Annotated in this window: 21 protein-coding genes, 1 tRNA gene and 1 pseudogene; 16 read left to right on the forward strand and 7 right to left on the reverse strand. The window is 61.4% G+C overall.

Features of this window, described 5'->3' with window-relative positions:
• Nucleotides 1–198: 198 nt before the first annotated feature.
• A complete protein-coding gene (locus HP547_RS01480) occupies nucleotides 199–1,104 on the forward strand; it encodes a LysR family transcriptional regulator (RefSeq protein ID WP_172285333.1) in 906 nt (301 codons plus the stop codon).
• Nucleotides 1,105–1,237: 133 nt separating this feature from the next.
• Here HP547_RS01480 and HP547_RS01485 read toward each other — a convergent pair whose 3' ends face one another.
• Both HP547_RS01485 and HP547_RS01490 read right to left on the reverse strand, forming a co-directional pair.
• Nucleotides 1,238–1,432, reverse strand: coding sequence for a hypothetical protein (locus HP547_RS01485; protein ID WP_172218662.1), 195 nt, complete (start codon nucleotides 1,430–1,432; stop codon nucleotides 1,238–1,240).
• Nucleotides 1,433–1,921: 489 nt separating this feature from the next.
• Nucleotides 1,922–2,275 (reverse strand): SH3 domain-containing protein, encoded by a 354-nt coding sequence (locus HP547_RS01490; protein ID WP_172285334.1) that lies wholly within the window; start codon nucleotides 2,273–2,275, stop codon nucleotides 1,922–1,924.
• 207 nt (nucleotides 2,276–2,482) lie between these two features.
• Here HP547_RS01490 and HP547_RS01495 point away from each other — a divergent pair, with 207 nt between their 5' ends.
• Nucleotides 2,483–3,529, forward strand: a complete 1,047-nt coding sequence (locus HP547_RS01495; protein WP_172285335.1) for an alpha/beta fold hydrolase — start codon at nucleotides 2,483–2,485, stop codon at nucleotides 3,527–3,529.
• A gap of 292 nt (nucleotides 3,530–3,821) precedes the next feature.
• Nucleotides 3,822–4,007 (forward strand): hypothetical protein, encoded by a 186-nt coding sequence (locus HP547_RS01500; RefSeq protein WP_172285336.1) that lies wholly within the window; start codon nucleotides 3,822–3,824, stop codon nucleotides 4,005–4,007.
• A 29-nt stretch (nucleotides 4,008–4,036) separates the two neighbouring features.
• On the opposite strand, the gene HP547_RS01505 is transcribed toward HP547_RS01500, so the two are convergent.
• Nucleotides 4,037–5,197 carry an MFS transporter gene (locus HP547_RS01505; RefSeq protein WP_172218668.1) on the reverse strand — a complete coding sequence of 387 codons (1,161 nt, stop codon included), beginning with the start codon at nucleotides 5,195–5,197 and terminating at the stop codon, nucleotides 4,037–4,039.
• A 282-nt stretch (nucleotides 5,198–5,479) separates the two neighbouring features.
• On the opposite strand from HP547_RS01505, the gene HP547_RS01510 reads away from it, so the two are divergent.
• Together HP547_RS01510 and HP547_RS01515 are read left to right on the forward strand one after the other, a co-directional pair.
• Nucleotides 5,480–6,697, forward strand: a complete 1,218-nt coding sequence (locus HP547_RS01510) for an amidohydrolase family protein (protein WP_172285337.1) — start codon at nucleotides 5,480–5,482, stop codon at nucleotides 6,695–6,697.
• 121 nt (nucleotides 6,698–6,818) lie between these two features.
• Entirely contained in the window at nucleotides 6,819–7,202 is a 384-nt protein-coding gene (locus HP547_RS01515; protein ID WP_172285338.1) for an NUDIX domain-containing protein, read from the forward strand.
• 53 nt (nucleotides 7,203–7,255) lie between these two features.
• Here HP547_RS01515 and HP547_RS01520 read toward each other — a convergent pair whose 3' ends face one another.
• A complete protein-coding gene (locus HP547_RS01520; protein WP_172285339.1) occupies nucleotides 7,256–8,134 on the reverse strand; it encodes a LysR substrate-binding domain-containing protein in 879 nt (292 codons plus the stop codon).
• Between the two features lie 333 nt (nucleotides 8,135–8,467).
• On the opposite strand from HP547_RS01520, the gene HP547_RS01525 reads away from it, so the two are divergent.
• The 3 genes from HP547_RS01525 to HP547_RS01535 all read left to right on the forward strand — a co-directional run bounded on the left by HP547_RS01525 (nucleotide 8,468) and on the right by HP547_RS01535 (nucleotide 10,645).
• Nucleotides 8,468–9,163 carry a 3-oxoacid CoA-transferase subunit A gene (locus tag HP547_RS01525; protein WP_172218674.1) on the forward strand — a complete coding sequence of 232 codons (696 nt, stop codon included), beginning with the start codon at nucleotides 8,468–8,470 and terminating at the stop codon, nucleotides 9,161–9,163.
• A gap of 8 nt (nucleotides 9,164–9,171) precedes the next feature.
• Entirely contained in the window at nucleotides 9,172–9,813 is a 642-nt protein-coding gene (locus HP547_RS01530; protein ID WP_172218676.1) for a 3-oxoacid CoA-transferase subunit B, read from the forward strand.
• Between the two features lie 193 nt (nucleotides 9,814–10,006).
• A complete protein-coding gene (locus tag HP547_RS01535) occupies nucleotides 10,007–10,645 on the forward strand; it encodes a ferric reductase-like transmembrane domain-containing protein (protein ID WP_172285340.1) in 639 nt (212 codons plus the stop codon).
• Nucleotides 10,646–10,658: 13 nt separating this feature from the next.
• Here the strand turns inward: HP547_RS01535 and HP547_RS01540 are convergent, their stop codons facing one another.
• On the reverse strand, nucleotides 10,659–11,030 hold the full coding sequence (locus tag HP547_RS01540) for a MerR family transcriptional regulator (protein ID WP_172285341.1): 372 nt from the start codon (nucleotides 11,028–11,030) through the stop codon (nucleotides 10,659–10,661).
• Nucleotides 11,031–11,103: 73 nt separating this feature from the next.
• On the opposite strand from HP547_RS01540, the gene HP547_RS01545 reads away from it, so the two are divergent.
• Nucleotides 11,104–12,168 (forward strand): SDR family oxidoreductase, encoded by a 1,065-nt coding sequence (locus HP547_RS01545; protein ID WP_172285342.1) that lies wholly within the window; start codon nucleotides 11,104–11,106, stop codon nucleotides 12,166–12,168.
• Nucleotides 12,169–12,329: 161 nt separating this feature from the next.
• Entirely contained in the window at nucleotides 12,330–12,617 is a 288-nt protein-coding gene (locus HP547_RS01550) for a Fis family transcriptional regulator (protein WP_306139603.1), read from the forward strand.
• A gap of 28 nt (nucleotides 12,618–12,645) precedes the next feature.
• Here the strand turns inward: HP547_RS01550 and HP547_RS01555 are convergent.
• Nucleotides 12,646–12,822 (reverse strand): annotated as a pseudogene (locus tag HP547_RS01555) (type II toxin-antitoxin system RelE/ParE family toxin); the annotation flags it as partial.
• 17 nt (nucleotides 12,823–12,839) lie between these two features.
• Here HP547_RS01555 and HP547_RS01560 point away from each other — a divergent pair.
• Nucleotides 12,840–13,289 carry a hypothetical protein gene (locus HP547_RS01560; protein WP_256676232.1) on the forward strand — a complete coding sequence of 150 codons (450 nt, stop codon included), beginning with the start codon at nucleotides 12,840–12,842 and terminating at the stop codon, nucleotides 13,287–13,289.
• 119 nt (nucleotides 13,290–13,408) lie between these two features.
• Here the strand turns inward: HP547_RS01560 and HP547_RS01565 are convergent.
• A tRNA-Ser gene (locus HP547_RS01565) sits at nucleotides 13,409–13,496 on the reverse strand.
• 134 nt (nucleotides 13,497–13,630) lie between these two features.
• Here HP547_RS01565 and HP547_RS01570 point away from each other — a divergent pair.
• From HP547_RS01570 to tusB, 5 genes are all read left to right on the forward strand, one after another.
• Nucleotides 13,631–14,302 (forward strand): Bax inhibitor-1/YccA family protein, encoded by a 672-nt coding sequence (locus HP547_RS01570; RefSeq protein WP_172218690.1) that lies wholly within the window; start codon nucleotides 13,631–13,633, stop codon nucleotides 14,300–14,302.
• A gap of 332 nt (nucleotides 14,303–14,634) precedes the next feature.
• Nucleotides 14,635–16,014 (forward strand): nucleobase:cation symporter-2 family protein, encoded by a 1,380-nt coding sequence (locus tag HP547_RS01575; RefSeq protein ID WP_172218692.1) that lies wholly within the window; start codon nucleotides 14,635–14,637, stop codon nucleotides 16,012–16,014.
• A 175-nt stretch (nucleotides 16,015–16,189) separates the two neighbouring features.
• Nucleotides 16,190–16,582 carry a sulfurtransferase complex subunit TusD gene (gene tusD, locus HP547_RS01580; RefSeq protein ID WP_172218694.1) on the forward strand — a complete coding sequence of 131 codons (393 nt, stop codon included), beginning with the start codon at nucleotides 16,190–16,192 and terminating at the stop codon, nucleotides 16,580–16,582.
• 1 nt (nucleotide 16,583) lies between these two features.
• Nucleotides 16,584–16,943 carry a sulfurtransferase complex subunit TusC gene (gene tusC, locus HP547_RS01585; protein WP_172218696.1) on the forward strand — a complete coding sequence of 120 codons (360 nt, stop codon included), beginning with the start codon at nucleotides 16,584–16,586 and terminating at the stop codon, nucleotides 16,941–16,943.
• Nucleotides 16,943–17,239, forward strand: coding sequence for a sulfurtransferase complex subunit TusB (tusB, locus tag HP547_RS01590; RefSeq protein WP_172218698.1), 297 nt, complete (start codon nucleotides 16,943–16,945; stop codon nucleotides 17,237–17,239). The genes tusC and tusB overlap by 1 nt, the downstream gene beginning before the upstream one ends.
• Nucleotides 17,240–17,266 lie beyond the last annotated feature (27 nt).

A 17,266-nucleotide genomic window follows, 5' to 3' on the forward strand; every position in this document is an offset into this window, starting at 1 on the left:
TGAACAGCGCCGGAATCTGGATCAGCCCGCCACCGCCCACGGCGGCGTCGATCAGCCCGGCGGCGAAGGCAAACACGCAAAGCACAGCAATATCGATCATGACGCGGTTCCAGGCAGTTAAGACGCCTGCAAGGCTAATCAAAGTGGCGCACTTGTGGTGAAATGCCATATTGCGAAAACTGCAACAAGGAGCAGGCAATGGCATTGGACATGCTGAGAGAAATCCAGGCGTTCGTCAGCGTGGCGCACAAGCGCAGCTTCGTCGCCGCAGCCCGTGCGCTCGGGCGCTCACCCAGCGCGGTAACCCGTGCTTTGCAGACCCTGGAAGACAACGCCGGGAGCAAACTGCTCAACCGCAACGCCAATGCGGTGACCCTGACAGAAGCAGGTGAGCGCCTGTTACCCCACGCCGAACGGTTGCTGGATGTGCAACGCGATGCCGCCGACGAACTGGCTGCGCTCAGCGGCAGCGCGCAAGGCTGGATTCGCTTTGCCGTGCCGCAGTTGCTGGGTGAACACGTGCTGCCTGGGGTGCTCGCCGAGTTTACCCGTCGCCATCCGCAGGTGACCCTGGACGTACAGTACAGCGATGAAGCCCTCGACCCGCTGCAGGGCAAATTCGATTTCGTGGTGCGCGGCGCCTTCCCGCAATCGAGCGAGCTGATCGGCTACCCCCTGTGGGCCTACCAGCGCTATCTGTATGCCAGCCCGAATTACTTGGCTCTGGCCGGCACGCCCCGGCAACCTGAAGACCTCGAAGGGCATGCGCTGATCCTGCACACCGCCCCGCGCATCCTCAAAGCCTGGCATTTTTGCCACGAGGGCCAGATCACCAGCCTGCGCCCAAGGCCCAGGCTGCGTCTGGGCTCGGGCGATGCGGTGTACCACAGCACCCTGGCCGGCGCCGGCATCGCCCGTCTGGCCGCCTGGGTGGGCGAAGCGCAGGTCAAGGCCGGGCACCTGGTGCGGGTGTGCCCGCACTATCGGCTGACATCCAGCAGCGGCCAGGATCCGCTGATGCATGCTGTGTACCCCGCCGGCGAGCTGCCCGCGCGGGTGCGCGACTTGCTTTCTGCGCTGCGCAGCGCCGGCCCCGGTCAGTGAAACCGCCTTGTCGAAAACGACTGTTCAAAATCTGCTCAATTTAACAGAGCCCACCGTGGGTCTGGCTTGCAGCACTTTATCCACAGACCTACCCACGTTTTTTGTGGACAGATTTCCCAGCGCAAAGAACGACTTATCGCACAAGCAGCAATGCCGAATTGGCCAGTTTCACCAGCTCGATCCACTCCAGTGTACTGATTACGCCGGCGCGCTCCAGCACCTCGGCACTGCGCAGTGCCTGCTCATAATCTTGTTCATCAAGGGAGCCTTCGGCGAGAAAACGGCTACGCCACTCCAGCATGGCTGAAGTGGCTATGTTGCATTCCATCAGTGTGTCGGCTCCAAGGCAAAAAGACCGGCGCGAGTGCGCGGCGGCGGCAGACTACACGAGGCTTTTGGGCTTGAGAATGACTTGCCGCTACCACTTGTCCAACAGTGGAAGGCGGGAGAATACTGGCCATTTGGTCAGGTGTTGGGCCCGTCGGTTGAAGTAGACGGGCCGCGTTGGGAAACTGCAGTTTAAGTCAGCTTGGCGGGATGGTGCCAAGAATACCAATCAGAATGGTCAGCAGCAGAAAACCACCCAGGAACAGCGTCAGCTTGCCCATCGGAACCTCTACAGTGTGATGCGGGGATGGACATATTGTCGGACCTGGGCTGATACGGTTACAGATTCAGGTTTATGGAAAAAAAGCGGATCAGATGAACTGCGCAGGCTAACCCGCCAGTAGTCTGGGCATCCACCGTTACAGCCGCCAGCGCATTCGCCTGACAGCCCGCACGGTCAAGGCATGGCCTTGCTGCAGCTTTTTGCCAGTCAAGTCAGCTGCTGAAGTTTTTCCGCCGGCAGCCAGCCCAGCTCGCCATTGCCGTGGCGTCGGCACCACAGCCAGCCGTTGAGCGGGCGCACGCACTGCACCAACTGCCCAGGGTCGGCGTCCAGTTCATGCGCGCAGTAATGCTCCAGCGCCCTGCCCTGGCCAACGCTGATCCGCTCGATCACCTGGGCGGGCACCCAGCCCGATTCCTGGCCGGTGCAGCTGCACAGGTACCAGTCCTGCCAGCCTGGCTCGCCTTCATAGCGCGGGCCGATCTCCAGCAACGTCCCCTTGGCGAAGCGGATGGGCCGCGGATATTCGCTGCGGTGGGGTTCAATGACAACGTAATGCATGGGGCCGCTCCCTGGCCGGAAAACCATCAATCCTAGCAGAGGCCGGAACGCCCGCTGCTGCCGTGTACTTGTATCCTTATGTGTACAGAATGAGACCTGATACACAAGAACGTTTCCTACAGGGTAATCGGACATATCGGCGGTACAGACGTCACCTGTACTGGCACCCATCAACCCGCACCGATGGTTTTGCCAAGGAGATGCCCGATGCCCGCCCGTCACTTGACCACTGCCCTGCCACGTCGCTTCAGCCGGACCCTGCTCGCCTGCGCCCTGCTGCCGCTTGGGCTGTTGACCGCCAACGTCGCCACAGCAGCCCCCCAGAAGCCTCAGCCCATGGCAGCAGCAGCCACGCCTACCTTCGGCCCGCTGAAACACGTCCACGCTGGCGTGCTCGATGTGGCCTACGTGGATCAAGGCCCGGCCGACGGCCCGGTGGTGATCCTGCTGCATGGCTGGCCGTATGACATTCACAGCTTCGAGGAAGTTGCGCCGAAGCTGGCGGCCAAGGGTTACCGGGTATTAGTGCCCTACGTGCGCGGCTACGGCCAGACCCGCTTCCTGTCCGCCTCCACCCCACGCAACGCCCAGCCCACTGCCCTTGCCAGCGATGTGATCGCCTTCATGGACGCCCTGCACGTCCAACGCGCCGTCCTGGCCGGCTTCGACTGGGGAGCGCGCACCGCCGATATCGTCTCGGCGCTGTGGCCAGAACGGGTGAAGGCGCTGGTCTCGGTCAGTGGCTACCTGATCAGCAGCCAGGAAGCTGCCAAGGCCCCGTTGCCGCCCAGCGCCGAGCTGCAGTGGTGGTACCAGTACTACTTCGCGACCCCACGCGGTCAGGCCGGCTACGAGCAGAACCGCCATGCCTTCGCCAAGCTGATCTGGCAGACTGCCTCGCCCAGATGGGCCTTCGATGACGCCACCTTCGAGCGCAGCGCCAGTGCCCTGGACAACCCCGACCAGGTAGCGATTACCGTGCACAACTACCGCTGGCGATTGGGTCTGGCCAAGGGCGAAACGCGCTACGACCCGCTGGAGGCAAAACTGGCCAGTTTCCCGAGTATCGCCGTGCCGACCATTACCCTGGAAGGCGACGCCAACGGCGCCCCGCACCCACCCGCAGAAGCGTATGCGCAGCGCTTTACGGGCAAATACGAGTACCGGCTGATCAGCGGTGGCATCGGCCACAACCTGCCGCAGGAAGCGCCGCAGGCGTTTGCCCAGGCGGTGGTGGATGCAGATCACCTGTAGGCTGCCGGCGGCATTTGCTACAGAACGTTTCAAAAGCGCAGCAGGCGCAACGTTGAGCCACGATGAGCGCCTGCTGTGCCGAAACCGATTGAGCCCGGCTAAAAACGGGGCGTGGAGCGCGATCAAGCGGATATGAATTGAAACGTAGCTTGTAGGATCTATTACCGTGCGCTGTAGGGGAAATCGAGCTAACGGGATTTGCCTGTATGAAACATCAGTTTCTCTGGCAATTTCGAGCTGCTACGGTCCATTTTTCCTACAACGGCACGGAGGCCTACAGCATGAGAAAAGCATGGACACATACGATGCCTCGGCCCTGAAGCTGCAGAAAACCTTGCTCAGCCTGCGCCTTGAGCGTGATCGCCTGAAAACGGAGGGCAAGGACCAGGAAGCCAATGCCCTTGCGGGGCCGATCGCGAAGCTGGAAGCTGCCCTGCGGGACTTGCCGGACGACCTGAAGCCGGGGACGCTGCAGTGACCACCGGAGCAGATAGACCCTGATCCGCCTCAACTGGCGTCGAGGGGGCTACGGCGCAGGCCCTTGGGCCCCGCGCCAAAGCAAGTCACCGCAAAGGCAATCAGCAACGCCCCCGTCCCCAGCAGAAAGATCAGTTGCTGGTTGGAGCCCTCCACCAGCATGGCAATCAGCGCCGGGGTCACCGCCGCAGCGCCCATCAGGGTGATACTGACCAAAGGCGTGAGCTTGCCAGTCGGATCATTGGTCGTGATCAGTGCCATGTAATACGACAACGACAGCACCCAGCCAAAATTGATCAGCAGCAGCGCGACAAACAGCTGCATTGGCGTGCGGGTATGGCCGGTCAGCATGGCGATCGAGATAAACACCGCCACCAGCCCCACGGCGATCATCAACTGCCGATTGACCCGTGCACCCAGCAAGCTCGGCAACCCCGCACCCGGCAAGCCACCGATCGCCGAAAGACCAAACGCCCAGCCGATATCGACGCCGGCAATGCCCTGGTCCCGCGCCAGCTGATCAATGAAGCCCCACACGCAGTAGATGGCCACCTGCATGAACAACATGCCCAGCAGCGCAGTGCGCCCCGTGCGCGCCGAACCACCCTGGGCGGGCGAACCTTCGCCACTGGCCAGCGCCACTGCCGGGCGACGCGGCAGCACCAGGCTGGCCCCGCAGATCAGCAGGTACCACAGGCCAAATGCGCACAAGGCGGTCACCGTACCGCTCTGCGCGGCAAGCAGCGGCAGCGCTGCGGAGAACAGCGAGTACTCCGGGGTCTGCAGCAACAGCATCAACCCGAACGAACGGTCCTGATTGGGCAGGCGGCCCAGCGTCGACACCGCATAGGCATATACCAGCCCGGCACAGGTGCCAGCCCCCATGCGCACGGCCAGCAGCATCGTGTTGCTGGTGGTGAAGGCAGTGGCAATGCTCAACGCCACGCACAGCGCGCCAACCAGCAGGCACAGGCTGCGACCGCCATGGCGCTTCATCAGCAGCGGGCAAAGCAAGGTGCCCAGCGTCATGCCGATCATCTCGACCGACACCACCCAACCCTGCTGGTCGAGCGACAGGCTCAGTTGCTCGGTGACCAGCCCCATGAAGATAGGTTGTACGCCACAGACAATGAACGAAGTACAGGCAATGAAAATCAGCGCGGCACGCAGCAGCTTGGAATCTTGGGTCATAGGGGGACTCCGACACAGCATTTGTTTTTATTGTTTATGAAACCTGCCCTGAGAGGCGCCGTAGCAGGCGCCTGGGCTGATCCTGGGAGCAATGCTGGGCCGAGTTCGAAAGGTTTGAAAGTTAATTATCGGCATCGGGTTCAGTGGGGTTTTTAATGCAGGCAAACGGCACTCACCTGCATCCAGAAACGCACTGCATGCAATCCTGATAATTAATTTGTGACATGACCGCATCCTCCCTACCGTGGGACATCACCCAAGCCTCAGTGAAAAGGCCCGATCATGAACGACCGTGAGTTCATCAACGCCATCGATGCCGATGGCCTGCCCCTGCACATCGCTGTTACCAACGGCCGCATCACCCACATCGGACCGCTGCGTGCCAGCAGCCCAGCCCGCGAAACCATCGACCTGGAAGGCCTGCTGGTGCTGCCCGGCTTCGTCGACGGCCATATTCACCTGGACAAGAGCTTTGTCGGCGACCGCTGGCGACCGCACCAACCTGTCGCCAGCCTGCGCGAGCGCCTGGCCGTGGAAAAACGCGAACTGGCCAGCGCCCCGCCGATCGTCGAGCGCGCCGACGCGCTGATCCGCCAGGCCGCCTCGTTCGGCACCCTGGCCATGCGCTGCCATGTGGACGTGGATGCCAGCACCGGCCTGAGCAACCTGCGGGCCATGCTCGAAGCCCAGGACAAGTGGAAAGAGCTGATCGACATCGAACTGGTGACCTTCCCCCAGGCCGGCGTGGTGACCTGCCCTGGCACCGCCGAAGTGATGGAAGCCGCCGTGCGCGAAGGCGTGCAGGTGGTCGGCGGCATCGACCCGACCACCCTGGACGGTGACGCCGAAGCCCAGCTGGATATCGTGTTCGGCATCGCCGACCGGCATGGCGTGAAAGTCGACATCCACCTGCACGAGCCCGGCGATATCTGCATCGCCCAGCTTGAACGCATTGCCGCACGCACCCAGGCACTGGGCATGCAGGGCCTGGTTGCGGTCAGCCACGCCTATGGCCTGGGCGATGTAGCGGATTCAGTGCTCGACCGCACCGCCGAACTACTGGCCGGCGCGGGCATCTCGATCATGACCAACGCCCCTGGCGACCACGCCTTCCCGCCTGTGCTGCGTTTGCGTGCTGGCGGCGTGCGCGTATTCACCGGCAACGACAACATCCAGGATGCCTGGTGGCCTTACGGCAACGGCGACATGCTGCAGCGTGCGATGCTGGTCAGCTATCGCTCGGGCTTTAACACCGACGAAGAACTGCGGGTTGCGCTGCACATGGCGACCGAGGCCAGTGCCGCGGTGATGGGCAAGCAGGATTACGGCTTGAAGGTCGGCAACGAAGCCAGCTTTGTCCTGTTCAAGGCTCCGAATGCCGCGGCGGCGGTGGCGGCAGCCCTTCATGAGCGAGTGATCGTGCGGCACGGCGCATTCTGGGGCGGGCCCGCGCAGTTGCAGTTGCAGGCTGCGCAGTTTGCAGCAGAGCTGCGGCGCTAGCGCAAACAATCGGCCAACGCGGTCGGGTCCGGGTGCGACCTTGTACCGCGAAGGCCATTCACCGCCTCACCTGAACTTTGGCGTCCCGGCAGGGCCTTCCGTTGATACAGGAGGAGCCACCATGAACCCATCGAAAGAGCTGCACGCCACTATCATCTGCCTGCAGGCCGACAAGATTCTGCTGGTGCGCCAGGAGGCTTCAGTGTGGTCTCTGCCTGGCGGCAAGATCGACCCCGGCGAAACACAGCTCGAAGCGGCACACCGTGAGCTGTTTGAAGAAACCTGCTTGCACCTCACTGATGCCCAGTTTCTCGGACATGGCGTGCTCCAGTACGAAGAACACTGGGTCTATCGCATGACCGTCCCGGCGCCGATGCAGCCCCAGCCCTCGCATGAAATCGTCGAGTGTCGCTGGTTTTCGGCCGACGAGTTTCATCAAGTCACGATCAAGCCAACCCACATGGAGCTGCTGCGACGAGAAGGCTTTGTCTCCGCCGGAAAGTAATACGGCGAACCTCGGTGCCGGAGGCATTGCCCAAGCCCCCTATCGGCCGTGGCTCACTCGGCCTCGGCGCGCAAGATACCGATCAGAATCTCAGCAAGCTCGATAACCATCGGGTCTGCCGTGGGCCGATGAAAAATCGCCGCCTCAAACACTGTGATCGGCTTGAACCCCTCCTGCGCCCCCAGCACCTGATGCCTGGGCGTGACAACGCGGGACGGCAGCAGGCTCACCCCCAACCCATTGGCGACCGCTTCCTGAATCCCCGCCAGGCTGGAACTGGTAAACGCGATACGCCAACTGCGCCCCATGGCCTCAACCGCCCCGATCATGTCATCGCGGTACAGGCCACGCGCCGGAAAGGTCACCAGCGGGATAGGGTCCTGGGCAAAACACGGGTATTGCGCACTGTCGATCCACTCGATGCGCTCTGGCTGGCAGGCATTGGCCTCCCGGCTATGCCGACGCTGCTTGATCAGCACCAGGTCGAGCTCGCCACGGTCATAGCTGCTCATCAGGTCGCGGCTCAGACCACCGGTAATTTCCAGTTTCACTGTCGGATTGCGCCGGTTGAATGCCGCCAGCGCCTGCATGGTCTTGCCAGCGACAAAATCGTCCGGCAGGCCGATGCGCGCGGTCACGGTCACCCCGCCCGACATCGCTTCGGTCAGCTGGCTGCTGACCGCCAGCAGGTGGCGTGCGAAGCCCAGCAAGGTTTCTCCGGCATCGGTGGGGTGCACCTCGCGGTTGCTGCGGTCGAGCAACTGGTGGCCGACCATTTCCTCCAGCCGCCGCACCTTCTGGCTGACCGTTGACTGGGTGGAATGCAGGCGGGCAGCGGCGGTGGTAAAGCTGCAGCAGTCGGCCACCATGACCACGGTGCGGAGCATGTCCAGGTCGTAGATGGCGCGGTTGGGTTTGCTGGAGTCTGGCATTGGGGGGTTCAGCTTCTGGCAACTGGCTGGACACATGATGCCTGAACCCGAAGTGCATGACGCATTGCCTTGACGCCAGGAGACTTTGTAGGTGTGCACGGGCTTTAAATGGCCTGCGGCTGAATTGCGACAAATAGCGACCAAAACTGCCCGCATATCGCACAACAGTTCGATAATCGCACAAATTCCGCCAAACCCTCTCTACTGTTGCCCTATCTTGCGGCACGCTATAGCGAAAGTCAGCAACCAATTCCAGCTGCTGACTGGCCCCATCGCTTCACCGCGCGCCGGCCAGCCCTACAACTCAACTCCAGGAACAACCAGGAGCTCGCCTTGATCAATAAAACGTTTGAGTCCATCGCCAGCGCGGTGGAAGGGATCACCGACGGTTCGACCATCATGGTCGGTGGCTTTGGCACTGCCGGCATGCCGTCCGAACTGATCGACGGCCTGATCGCAACCGGTGCCCGCGACCTGACCATCATCAGCAACAACGCCGGCAACGGCGAGATCGGCCTGGCCGCCTTGCTCATGGCAGGCAGCGTGCGCAAGGTGATCTGCTCGTTCCCGCGTCAGTCCGATTCCTACGTGTTCGACGAACTGTACCGGGCCGGCAAGATCGAGCTGGAAGTGGTGCCGCAAGGCAACCTGGCCGAGCGTATCCGCGCAGCGGGCTCGGGCATTGGTGCGTTCTTCTCGCCGACCGGCTACGGCACCCTGCTGGCCGAAGGCAAGGAAACCCGTGAGATCGACGGCCGCCAGTACGTGCTGGAAATGCCGCTGCACGCCGACTTTGCGCTGATCAAGGCGCACAAGGGCGACCGTTGGGGCAACCTGACCTACCGCAAGGCCGCCCGCAACTTCGGCCCGATCATGGCCATGGCCGCCAAGACCGCCATCGCCCAGGTTGACCAGGTCGTCGAACTCGGCGAACTGGACCCGGAGCACATCATCACCCCGGGTATCTTCGTCCAGCGCGTGGTCGCCGTGTCCGGCGCTGCCGCTTCTTCGATTGCCAAAGCTGTCTGAGGCCTGCCATGACCATCACCAAAAAACTGTCCCGCACCGAGATGGCCCAACGCGTGGCCGCAGACATCCAGGAAGGCGCCTACGTAAACCTGGGCATCGGCGCACCGACCCTGGTGGCCAACTACCTGGGCGACAAGGAAGTGTTCCTGCACAGCGAGAACGGCCTGCTGGGCATGGGCCCGAGCCCGGCGCCGGGCGAGGAAGACGATGACCTGATCAACGCCGGCAAGCAGCACGTGACCCTGCTGACCGGCGGTGCCTACTTCCACCACGCCGACTCGTTCTCGATGATGCGTGGCGGCCACCTGGACATCGCTGTGCTGGGCGCCTTCCAGGTGTCGGTCAAGGGCGACCTGGCCAACTGGCACACCGGCGCCGAAGGTTCGATCCCTGCCGTAGGCGGCGCGATGGACCTGGCTACCGGCGCCCGTCAGGTGTTCGTGATGATGGACCATCTGACCAAGACCGGCGAAAGCAAGCTGGTGCCCGAGTGCACCTACCCGCTGACCGGCATCGCTTGCGTCAGCCGTATCTACACCGACCTGGCCGTGCTTGAAGTGACGCCTGAAGGGCTGAAAGTGGTCGAGATTTGTGCTGACATCGACTTTGATGAACTGCAGAAGCTCAGCGGTGTGCCGTTGATCAAGTGATCCAGGCCGCCGGCCTGCAAGATTGTCGAGGCCCAGGGGGCGATCAGGTTTACAGCCGATATCGCCTCCAATCACCTACAAAGTGATACACAGCGCGCTTTTCTGGACATACCCGGGATAAACGCCGTTGACACCATGGCACCGCGAAACGCTGCGACATCCCGCACGCAGCGTTGATACCTCGGAGCCCGCCATGAACCGCCACGCCGAAACTGCCAGCCTCCAGGGTTGGCGACTGTTCTCACTGTTGTCCCTTTTGGTGCTGATCGTCACTTCGCTGGCGCTGTGGTACCAGCCTCAATGGGTAGAAGCCCTGCGCAGCGCGATCCGGACCACCGCACGTACATCCTTCGCCCTGTTCCTGCTGACCTTCCTCGCCTCCTCCCTTGCAGCCCTGGTACCGACTGCCTTCACGCGCAGCCTGCTGCGCAACCGGCGCTTTCTTGGGCTGGCTTTTGCCTTTTCCCACGCTGTGCATGCGGTCCTGATCCTGTTGTATGTGAAGTTCTTCCCCGACACCTTCTGGCATGGCCGTACGGCCACAGCGAATATTCCTGGGTCGATCGGCTATCTGTTCATCATCCTGATGACCATTACCTCCTTCCCCGCCGCAGTGAAACTGCTGGGCGCTCGCGCGTGGAAATGGCTGCATGTCACCGGCACTTGGGTGATTGCTGGCGTATTCATGCTGTCATTCTACAAACGCCTGCCCATGGGTTCCTGGTATCCGCTGGGCTTCGCACTGATCTTCAGCGCCATGCTCTTCAAGCTCACCGCCCAGCTGGCCATACGCCTGCGGCGCAACGCCATAGAGCCAAGCGCTACTCACTGATCATTATCGTCGGTTAGGCAATAGTGTGCCCGTGGGCAATGGCACTGGCTTCAAGTTTTGCACGCTCCGCGTCCAGAAAAAAATACGTAGCTTGCAAGCCAGTGATCCGCGCCTGAATGTCGGCCATTTTGCTGGCGACCAGCGCCGCGCCTTGGGCGCAGTTGATCGTATTGCCCCGCTTGGCCGCGAGTATCTCCCCAATCTCGGCGAGTGAAAAACCCACGCCCTGGGCACTTTGAATGAAGGCCAGATCAATCACGGCCTGCTCGCTGTAGCGACGGTAGTTATTGGCCTGTCGATTGGCCGCGATAAGCCCGAGCCGTTCGTAATAACGCAATGCATGGCGGCCGACGCCACTGCGCCGCTCCAACTCTCCAATGTTCACAACAAAAACTCCTTGACTGTAGAGCGGGCTCTACACCTTAGCCTGCGCCCATTATCCAGACAAGGAATCAGGCATGAGCGTGGAATGCTTCGTTACCGGCGGCAGTGGGTTTGTGGGTCAACATTTAGTGGCCCGCCTGACTGCAACAGGGCACAAGACCTGGGTGCTTATGCGCAGCCCCGAAAACATCGAGCGCCTCAAAGAGCAGGTAGGCCGATTGGGCGGTAATCCTGCGCATATCCATGCGGTTGAGGGCGATATAAGCAAGGAAGGGCTTGGACTCAGCGAGGTCGACAGGCATTACGTGGCTTCGGCGTCGGTAATTTTCCACCTCGCCGCGCAGTTCTGCTGGGGGCTGACAATGGAGCGCGCCCGCACAGTGAATGTGCAAGGGGCACTGAACGTAGCGAGGCTGGCAGCGAACCAGCGTATCCGACTGGTGATGGTGGGTGGCTTCATGCTGCAGAACCTTAGCCACCTTGCCAGTATCGGGGTTGATCACCAGCACCCTGAAAACACCCACTGGCCCGCAGTCTACGGCCGTGTTGGCGGCTACGAAGGCAGCAAGCTCGAGTCCCATTTTGAAGTCATTCGTTACATGCACGAAGCCGGCGCGGATTACACCATCGTTCACCCCGCGACGGTATGTGGACACAGCGAGAGCGGGCACATCGTGGAAGGGCAACCTATGGCCGAACTGATCCGAAACCTGGCGCAAGGCCGGTTCAAGGCCATACCCGGTTCCGCCAGCCATTGGTTGCCGTTAGTCAGTGTCGATTATCTGGTGACGCTGATAACCCGCGTGGCGTTCGACCCCGCTATGGCCAACCGGCAGGTTCTGGCGCTGTATAAGCACACACCGAACTTACAGGGGATGCTTACGCAGATGGCACAAACGCTGGAGGTGAAGCCGCCCCGCCACCATGTATCAATAAGGTTGCTGAGGTGGCTATTGAAGATTCCCGGACTGGCAACCCGATTCTCGATCAGCGCAGAGTCATTGAACTTCATCCAGACGCAGCGCTTCGACATGAGTGGTACCGAGTGCCTGGAGCGGAAGTATCAGCTTACGCATCCCGACATGGCGCGCACTTTGGAAAAGACGGTGCGCTACGTCAAAGGCTCTTTGATCACATGACCCAGAATGCTCAGACCATCTTCGTCAGGTAGCATTGCGAATGTTCGGCTAAGCCGACGTCGCAGCATTTGTCTTGCTCTGTTTGATCGTTATGGTGTTTTCTTCAAGGCCAGGTTCACTTCCCGGCTGAGGGCTCCGGGCGGACATCAGTGGGTGCTGGCCTGGCTCAGCTTGCTGTACAGGTCTGCAGGGAATGGGTTGCCGTTGGCATCGAACTGGTTCCACTCAAGCGGGTCATCTCTTGGCAAATCGCTGAAGCCATGAAAAGTCAGAAGGTGACTAAGAAAGCACTGGCTGCACGCATGCACACCAGTCGTACCGCAGTGGATCGCGCACTCGACCAAGACGATCCGGGCATGACGCTGGCGACCCTGGCCAGCGCCGCCCGCGCACTAGGCCAGCGCGTGGAGGTGCGACTGGTGCCAGAGCAAAAGCCTGCTCACGTATAACCTCGCCCCGCATCAGCGGGGTTTGGAATCAGACTCGCAGTACAGCAGTCTCATAGACTTCGTCGTCGCGTCGGGCCCCAGCGCACAGGACAACCACGATTTCAGTACCCTGGATACGATAGGCGATGCGCACATCGCCAGTCCGAATGCGGCGGCATCCAGCCAGTACACCCCGAAGAGGCTTACCGGGCTTGTCGGGTTCACCTTGCCAAGCAATGTAAGGTGAAGAAGACACGGCGGTCGACTCGCAGAGTCAAGCTGCTCGCACCAGCACTCCGCGCGCTGCAAGCGCAGGCACGGTACCCTAGGCAACTGCCGGCAGACCTCATCAAGGTCGTCGAGCGCGATAACCGGACGATTCGCGAGCAGCGTGTACAATTTGTCTCTCACAACACGGCCACGGGCGAGCCGTACCCGTCCTCGGACGTACTTCGGCACGGCTGGTGGATCCACCATCTGGTAGGTGTCGGCGTTCGCCAGCACGGATCGAACACCGGCCGACATACCTTCGCCAGCCAGATGCTGAGCAGTGGCCTGGCCACACCAGAGTGGATTGCGGATCAGTTGGGGCACACCTCGACAGCCATGATTTTCAGGCACTACGCGAAGTGGATCAGCCAGGACGGACCAGATGTGGTGGGGTTGCTAAACCAGACACTCAGGTTGAGTTGAGAACATAAAAAAAGGGGCCATAAAGGCCCCTTTTTTTGCCTTCGATTCCCAAAGTGTTCCCAAACGTTCCCTTTTGAGGATTCAACGGGGATGAACATCAATGAAATCAGGCACTTGTATGGCGGAAGCGTAGAGATTCGAACTCTAGGATAGTTGCCCATCGACGGTTTTCAAGACCGTTGCCTTAAACCACTCGGCCACGCTTCCAGCTCGTTTTGCGGTCGCCATAATACCGTAATGAAACACGCTGTCAAACTCTCTGTGTCGCGGGTTGCAGGAGCTCTGATAGACTCCTAGCATCTGAACGTTCGAAACCACAGGTTTTACCAAGGAGTGTCGCCATGCGCGAACAGGATTACGCCGTACACCACGGCCAGCAGGTCGAGCAGCAGGAGATCAGCAAGGTCCTGCGCAACACGTACAGCCTGCTGGCGCTTACCCTCGCCTTCAGCGGTGTCATGGCCTTCGTGGCCCAGCAGATGCGCGTCGGCTACCCGAATGTGTTCGTGGTACTGATCGGCTTCTACGGGCTGTTCTTCCTTACCAACAAGCTGCGTGATTCGGCATGGGGCCTGGTGTCCACCTTTGCCCTCACCGGCTTCATGGGCTTCATCCTCGGCCCGATCCTCAACCGTTACCTTGGCATGGCCGGTGGCGCTGAAGTGGTCAGCTCGGCGTTTGCCATGACTGCGCTGGTGTTCGGTGGCCTGTCGGCCTACGTGCTGATCAGCCGCAAGGACATGAGCTTCCTCAGTGGCTTCATCACTGCAGGCTTCTTTGTTCTGCTGGGTGCGGTAGTAGCCAGCTTCTTCTTCCAGATCAGCGGCCTGCAACTGGCGATCAGCGCTGGCTTCGTGCTGTTCTCGTCGGTCTGCATCCTGTTCCAGACCAGCGCGATCATTCATGGTGGCGAGCGTAACTACATCATGGCGACCATCAGCCTGTATGTGTCGATCTACAACCTGTTTGTCAGCCTGCTACAGCTGTTTGGCATCATGGGTCGTGATGACTGATTGACGTTGTTTGAGAAAGCCCGCTTCGGCGGGCTTTTTTGTGGGTTTCAGAAAGAGGATTGGGTGAGGGACCGAGCTGGCTGGCGAACACCGGCGGGGCCGGTGGCATGAACTGCGTGTGGATTCTTCGCGGGTGAACCCGCCCCCACAGAGGTCGGCGGCGCAGGCTCTGACTCTATTCCCCCTGACAAACCAGCATCAAATAACTGACTAAAAAGTCAAATAATCAGGTAAATAGTCGCCGATCATGCCGCTATCGTGCTTTTCTCTACCGCAATCCCTCATCACCCCGTAGAATGCGCTCCTTTTTTCATCCGGGGCAGCTTCCAGCAATGAGCTCACATGAACACAGCCCAGGCGCAGCGGCGCCTGCCAACGAACTGGTGCTTGGTCTGGAGGACAAGCCACGGCTGTTGATCGGCCTGCTTGCTGCCCTGCAGCACCTGCTGGCGATCATCGTGCCTATCGTCACGCCTGGCTTGCTGATCTGCCAGGCGCTGGGCGTTTCGGCGCGGGATACCAACCTGATCGTCTCCATGTCGCTGGTGATCTCGGGTATTGCCACCTTTGTTCAGTGCAAGCGCTTCGGGCCCTTCGGCGCCGGTTTGCTAATCGTGCAGGGCACCAGCTTCAACTTCGTCGGCCCGCTGATTGCTGGCGGTGCGCTGATGGTCAAGCAAGGCACGCCGGTAGAAGGCGTGATGGCGGCCATCTTTGGCGTGGTGATTGCCGGTTCGTTTGTGGAAATGGGCGTGTCGCGCATCCTGCCTTTCGTCAAACGTCTGATTACCCCGCTGGTGACCGGTATCGTGGTGTTGATGATCGGCCTGACCTTGATCAAGGTCGGCCTGATCAGCATGGGCGGTGGCTTCGGCGCCATGGCCAATGGCACCTTCGCCAATGGCGAGAACCTGCTGCTGTCGGGTGTGGTGCTTGCAATTATCGTCATCCTCAACCGTATCCCGGTGGTGTGGATGCGCAGCTGCGCCATCGTCATCGCCCTCGCCGTCGGTTACGCGCTGGCCGGCTACATGGGCCGCCTGGACTTCACAGGCATGCACCAGGCCGCGCTGTTCCAGGTGCCCACCCCGCTGCACTTCGGCCTGGGCTTTTCGTGGGCGCTGTTCATTCCGATGCTGGTGATCTACCTGGTGACTTCGCTGGAAGCCATTGGTGACGTGACCGCAACCAGCAAGGTGTCGCGCCAGCCAGTCGAAGGGCCGGTATGGATGCAACGCATCAAGGGTGGGGTGCTGGTCAACGGCGCCAACTCGCTGCTGGCGGGGTTGTTCAACACCTTCCCGAGCTCGGTCTTTGCGCAGAACAACGGCGTGATTCAACTGACCGGCATCGCCAGCCGCCATATCGGCATTTGGATTGCCGTGATGCTGGTGGTACTGGGGCTTTTCCCTAGCGTTGCCGGGGTGATCCAGGCAGTGCCGGAGCCGGTGCTGGGGGGTGCGGCGATGGTGATGTTCGGTGCAGTTGCGGCTTCGGGCATCAATATTCTGGCCAGCACCCGGCTGGATCGCCGTGCGCTGCTGATCATTGCGGTGTCGCTGGCGCTGGGCCTGGGTGTCGCGCAGGTGCCGGAGTTCCTGGCGCATATGCCATCGGCGATTCGCAATGTGCTTGAATCGGGTGTGGCTACCGGGGGTATCTGTGCCCTGGTGCTGAACTGGTTCCTGCCGGAGAGCAAGGAACAGGCTTGAGCCTGGTGCTTGTCGGTTAGGCCATGGGGCTGCTGTGCAGCCCTTTCGCGACCCGAGGCCGCTCCTGCAGGGGGCGTGCAGGACATATGGACAGGTTGAAAGCCCGCGCCGCTTGCACAAGCGGGCGCGGGCTTTTTTGCTTTATCATGGCAGCATTCCTTTGCATGAGTTATCCATGAAATTCGCTATCGCGGTGTTCTCCCCGGCCCATGCGCCCTCCTCGCGGCGCGCTTTGCGCTATGCCGAGGCGGTGCTGGCCGGCGGGCATGAGATTGCCCGGCTGTTTTTCTATCAGGACGGGGTACACAGTGCCTCGGCCAACGTGGTCGCGCCCCAGGACGAAGTGGACGTGGCAGCCCAGTGGCGTGGCTTTATCGAGACCCATCAGCTGGACGCCGTGGTGTGCATCGCCGCCGCCCTGCGCCGTGGCGTGCTCGACGAGGCCGAGGCCAACCGCTACCAGCGCCCGGCCGTGAACCTGCCCAAGCCTTGGGAACTGTCCGGGCTTGGCCAGTTGCATGAGGCCGCTCAGCTTGCCGATCGGCTTGTCTGCTTTGGAGGTGACTGATATGGCCAAATCCTTGCTGATCATCAGCCGCCAGGCGCCGTGGAATGGCCCATCGGCGCGCGAGGCACTGGACATCGCCCTGGCCGGCGGCGCGTTCGACCTGCCGCTGGGCATGCTGTTCCTCGACGATGGCGTGTTCCAGCTTGCGACGGACCAGCGCCCCACCGCCGTACAACAGAAGAACCTGGCCGCCAACCTGCAGGCGCTGCCGATGTTCGGGGTCGAGGACCTGTACGCCTGCAGCCACAGCCTCGCCCGCCGTGGCCTGGCAACCGACACCCTGGCACTGCCGGTGCAGGTACTCGATGACGCAGCGCTGGCCGCGCTGATTGCCCGCTTCGACCAGGTGGTAACGCTCTGATGACAACCCTGCATGTAATTGCCCACTCCCCGTTCGGCGACGAGCGCCTGGCCAGCTGCCTGCGGCTGCTCGGTGGCGATGACGCCGTGCTGCTGTGCGGCGACGCCGTTTATGCCCTGCGCAACGGCAGCGAACCGTACCGCCAGCTGCAAGCTGCCGGCCTGGCCCAACGCCTGTTCGCCCTGGATGAGGATATCCAGGCCCGTGCGGTCGGCAATGACCTGGCCAAGGCCGTGGACTACGCCGGGTTCGTCGAACTGTCGCTGCACTACGACAAGGTCAACAGCTGGTTATGAGCACACTCGACGTAGGCGATCAGGCGA

It is taken from the genome of Pseudomonas sp. CM27 (assembly GCF_013179515.1).
GTDB lineage: Bacteria > Pseudomonadota > Gammaproteobacteria > Pseudomonadales > Pseudomonadaceae > Aquipseudomonas.

Bases quoted from the DNA above. Each gene is read 5' to 3' on its own strand.
- HP547_RS01480 (WP_172285333.1), top strand. From the start codon at position 199: ATGGCATTGGACATGCTGAGAGAAATCCAGGCGTTCGTCAGCGTGGCG.
- HP547_RS01485 (WP_172218662.1), bottom strand. From the start codon at position 1,432: ATGGAATGCAACATAGCCACTTCAGCCATGCTGGAGTGGCGTAGCCGT.
- HP547_RS01490 (WP_172285334.1), bottom strand. From the start codon at position 2,275: ATGCATTACGTTGTCATTGAACCCCACCGCAGCGAATATCCGCGGCCC.
- HP547_RS01495 (WP_172285335.1), top strand. From the start codon at position 2,483: ATGCCCGCCCGTCACTTGACCACTGCCCTGCCACGTCGCTTCAGCCGG.
- HP547_RS01500 (WP_172285336.1), top strand. From the start codon at position 3,822: ATGGACACATACGATGCCTCGGCCCTGAAGCTGCAGAAAACCTTGCTC.
- HP547_RS01505 (WP_172218668.1), bottom strand. From the start codon at position 5,197: ATGACCCAAGATTCCAAGCTGCTGCGTGCCGCGCTGATTTTCATTGCC.
- HP547_RS01510 (WP_172285337.1), top strand. From the start codon at position 5,480: ATGAACGACCGTGAGTTCATCAACGCCATCGATGCCGATGGCCTGCCC.
- HP547_RS01515 (WP_172285338.1), top strand. From the start codon at position 6,819: ATGAACCCATCGAAAGAGCTGCACGCCACTATCATCTGCCTGCAGGCC.
- HP547_RS01520 (WP_172285339.1), bottom strand. From the start codon at position 8,134: ATGCCAGACTCCAGCAAACCCAACCGCGCCATCTACGACCTGGACATG.
- HP547_RS01530 (WP_172218676.1), top strand. From the start codon at position 9,172: ATGACCATCACCAAAAAACTGTCCCGCACCGAGATGGCCCAACGCGTG.
- HP547_RS01535 (WP_172285340.1), top strand. From the start codon at position 10,007: ATGAACCGCCACGCCGAAACTGCCAGCCTCCAGGGTTGGCGACTGTTC.
- HP547_RS01545 (WP_172285342.1), top strand. From the start codon at position 11,104: ATGAGCGTGGAATGCTTCGTTACCGGCGGCAGTGGGTTTGTGGGTCAA.
- HP547_RS01570 (WP_172218690.1), top strand. From the start codon at position 13,631: ATGCGCGAACAGGATTACGCCGTACACCACGGCCAGCAGGTCGAGCAG.
- HP547_RS01575 (WP_172218692.1), top strand. From the start codon at position 14,635: ATGAGCTCACATGAACACAGCCCAGGCGCAGCGGCGCCTGCCAACGAA.
- tusD (WP_172218694.1), top strand. From the start codon at position 16,190: ATGAAATTCGCTATCGCGGTGTTCTCCCCGGCCCATGCGCCCTCCTCG.
- tusC (WP_172218696.1), top strand. From the start codon at position 16,584: ATGGCCAAATCCTTGCTGATCATCAGCCGCCAGGCGCCGTGGAATGGC.
- tusB (WP_172218698.1), top strand. From the start codon at position 16,943: ATGACAACCCTGCATGTAATTGCCCACTCCCCGTTCGGCGACGAGCGC.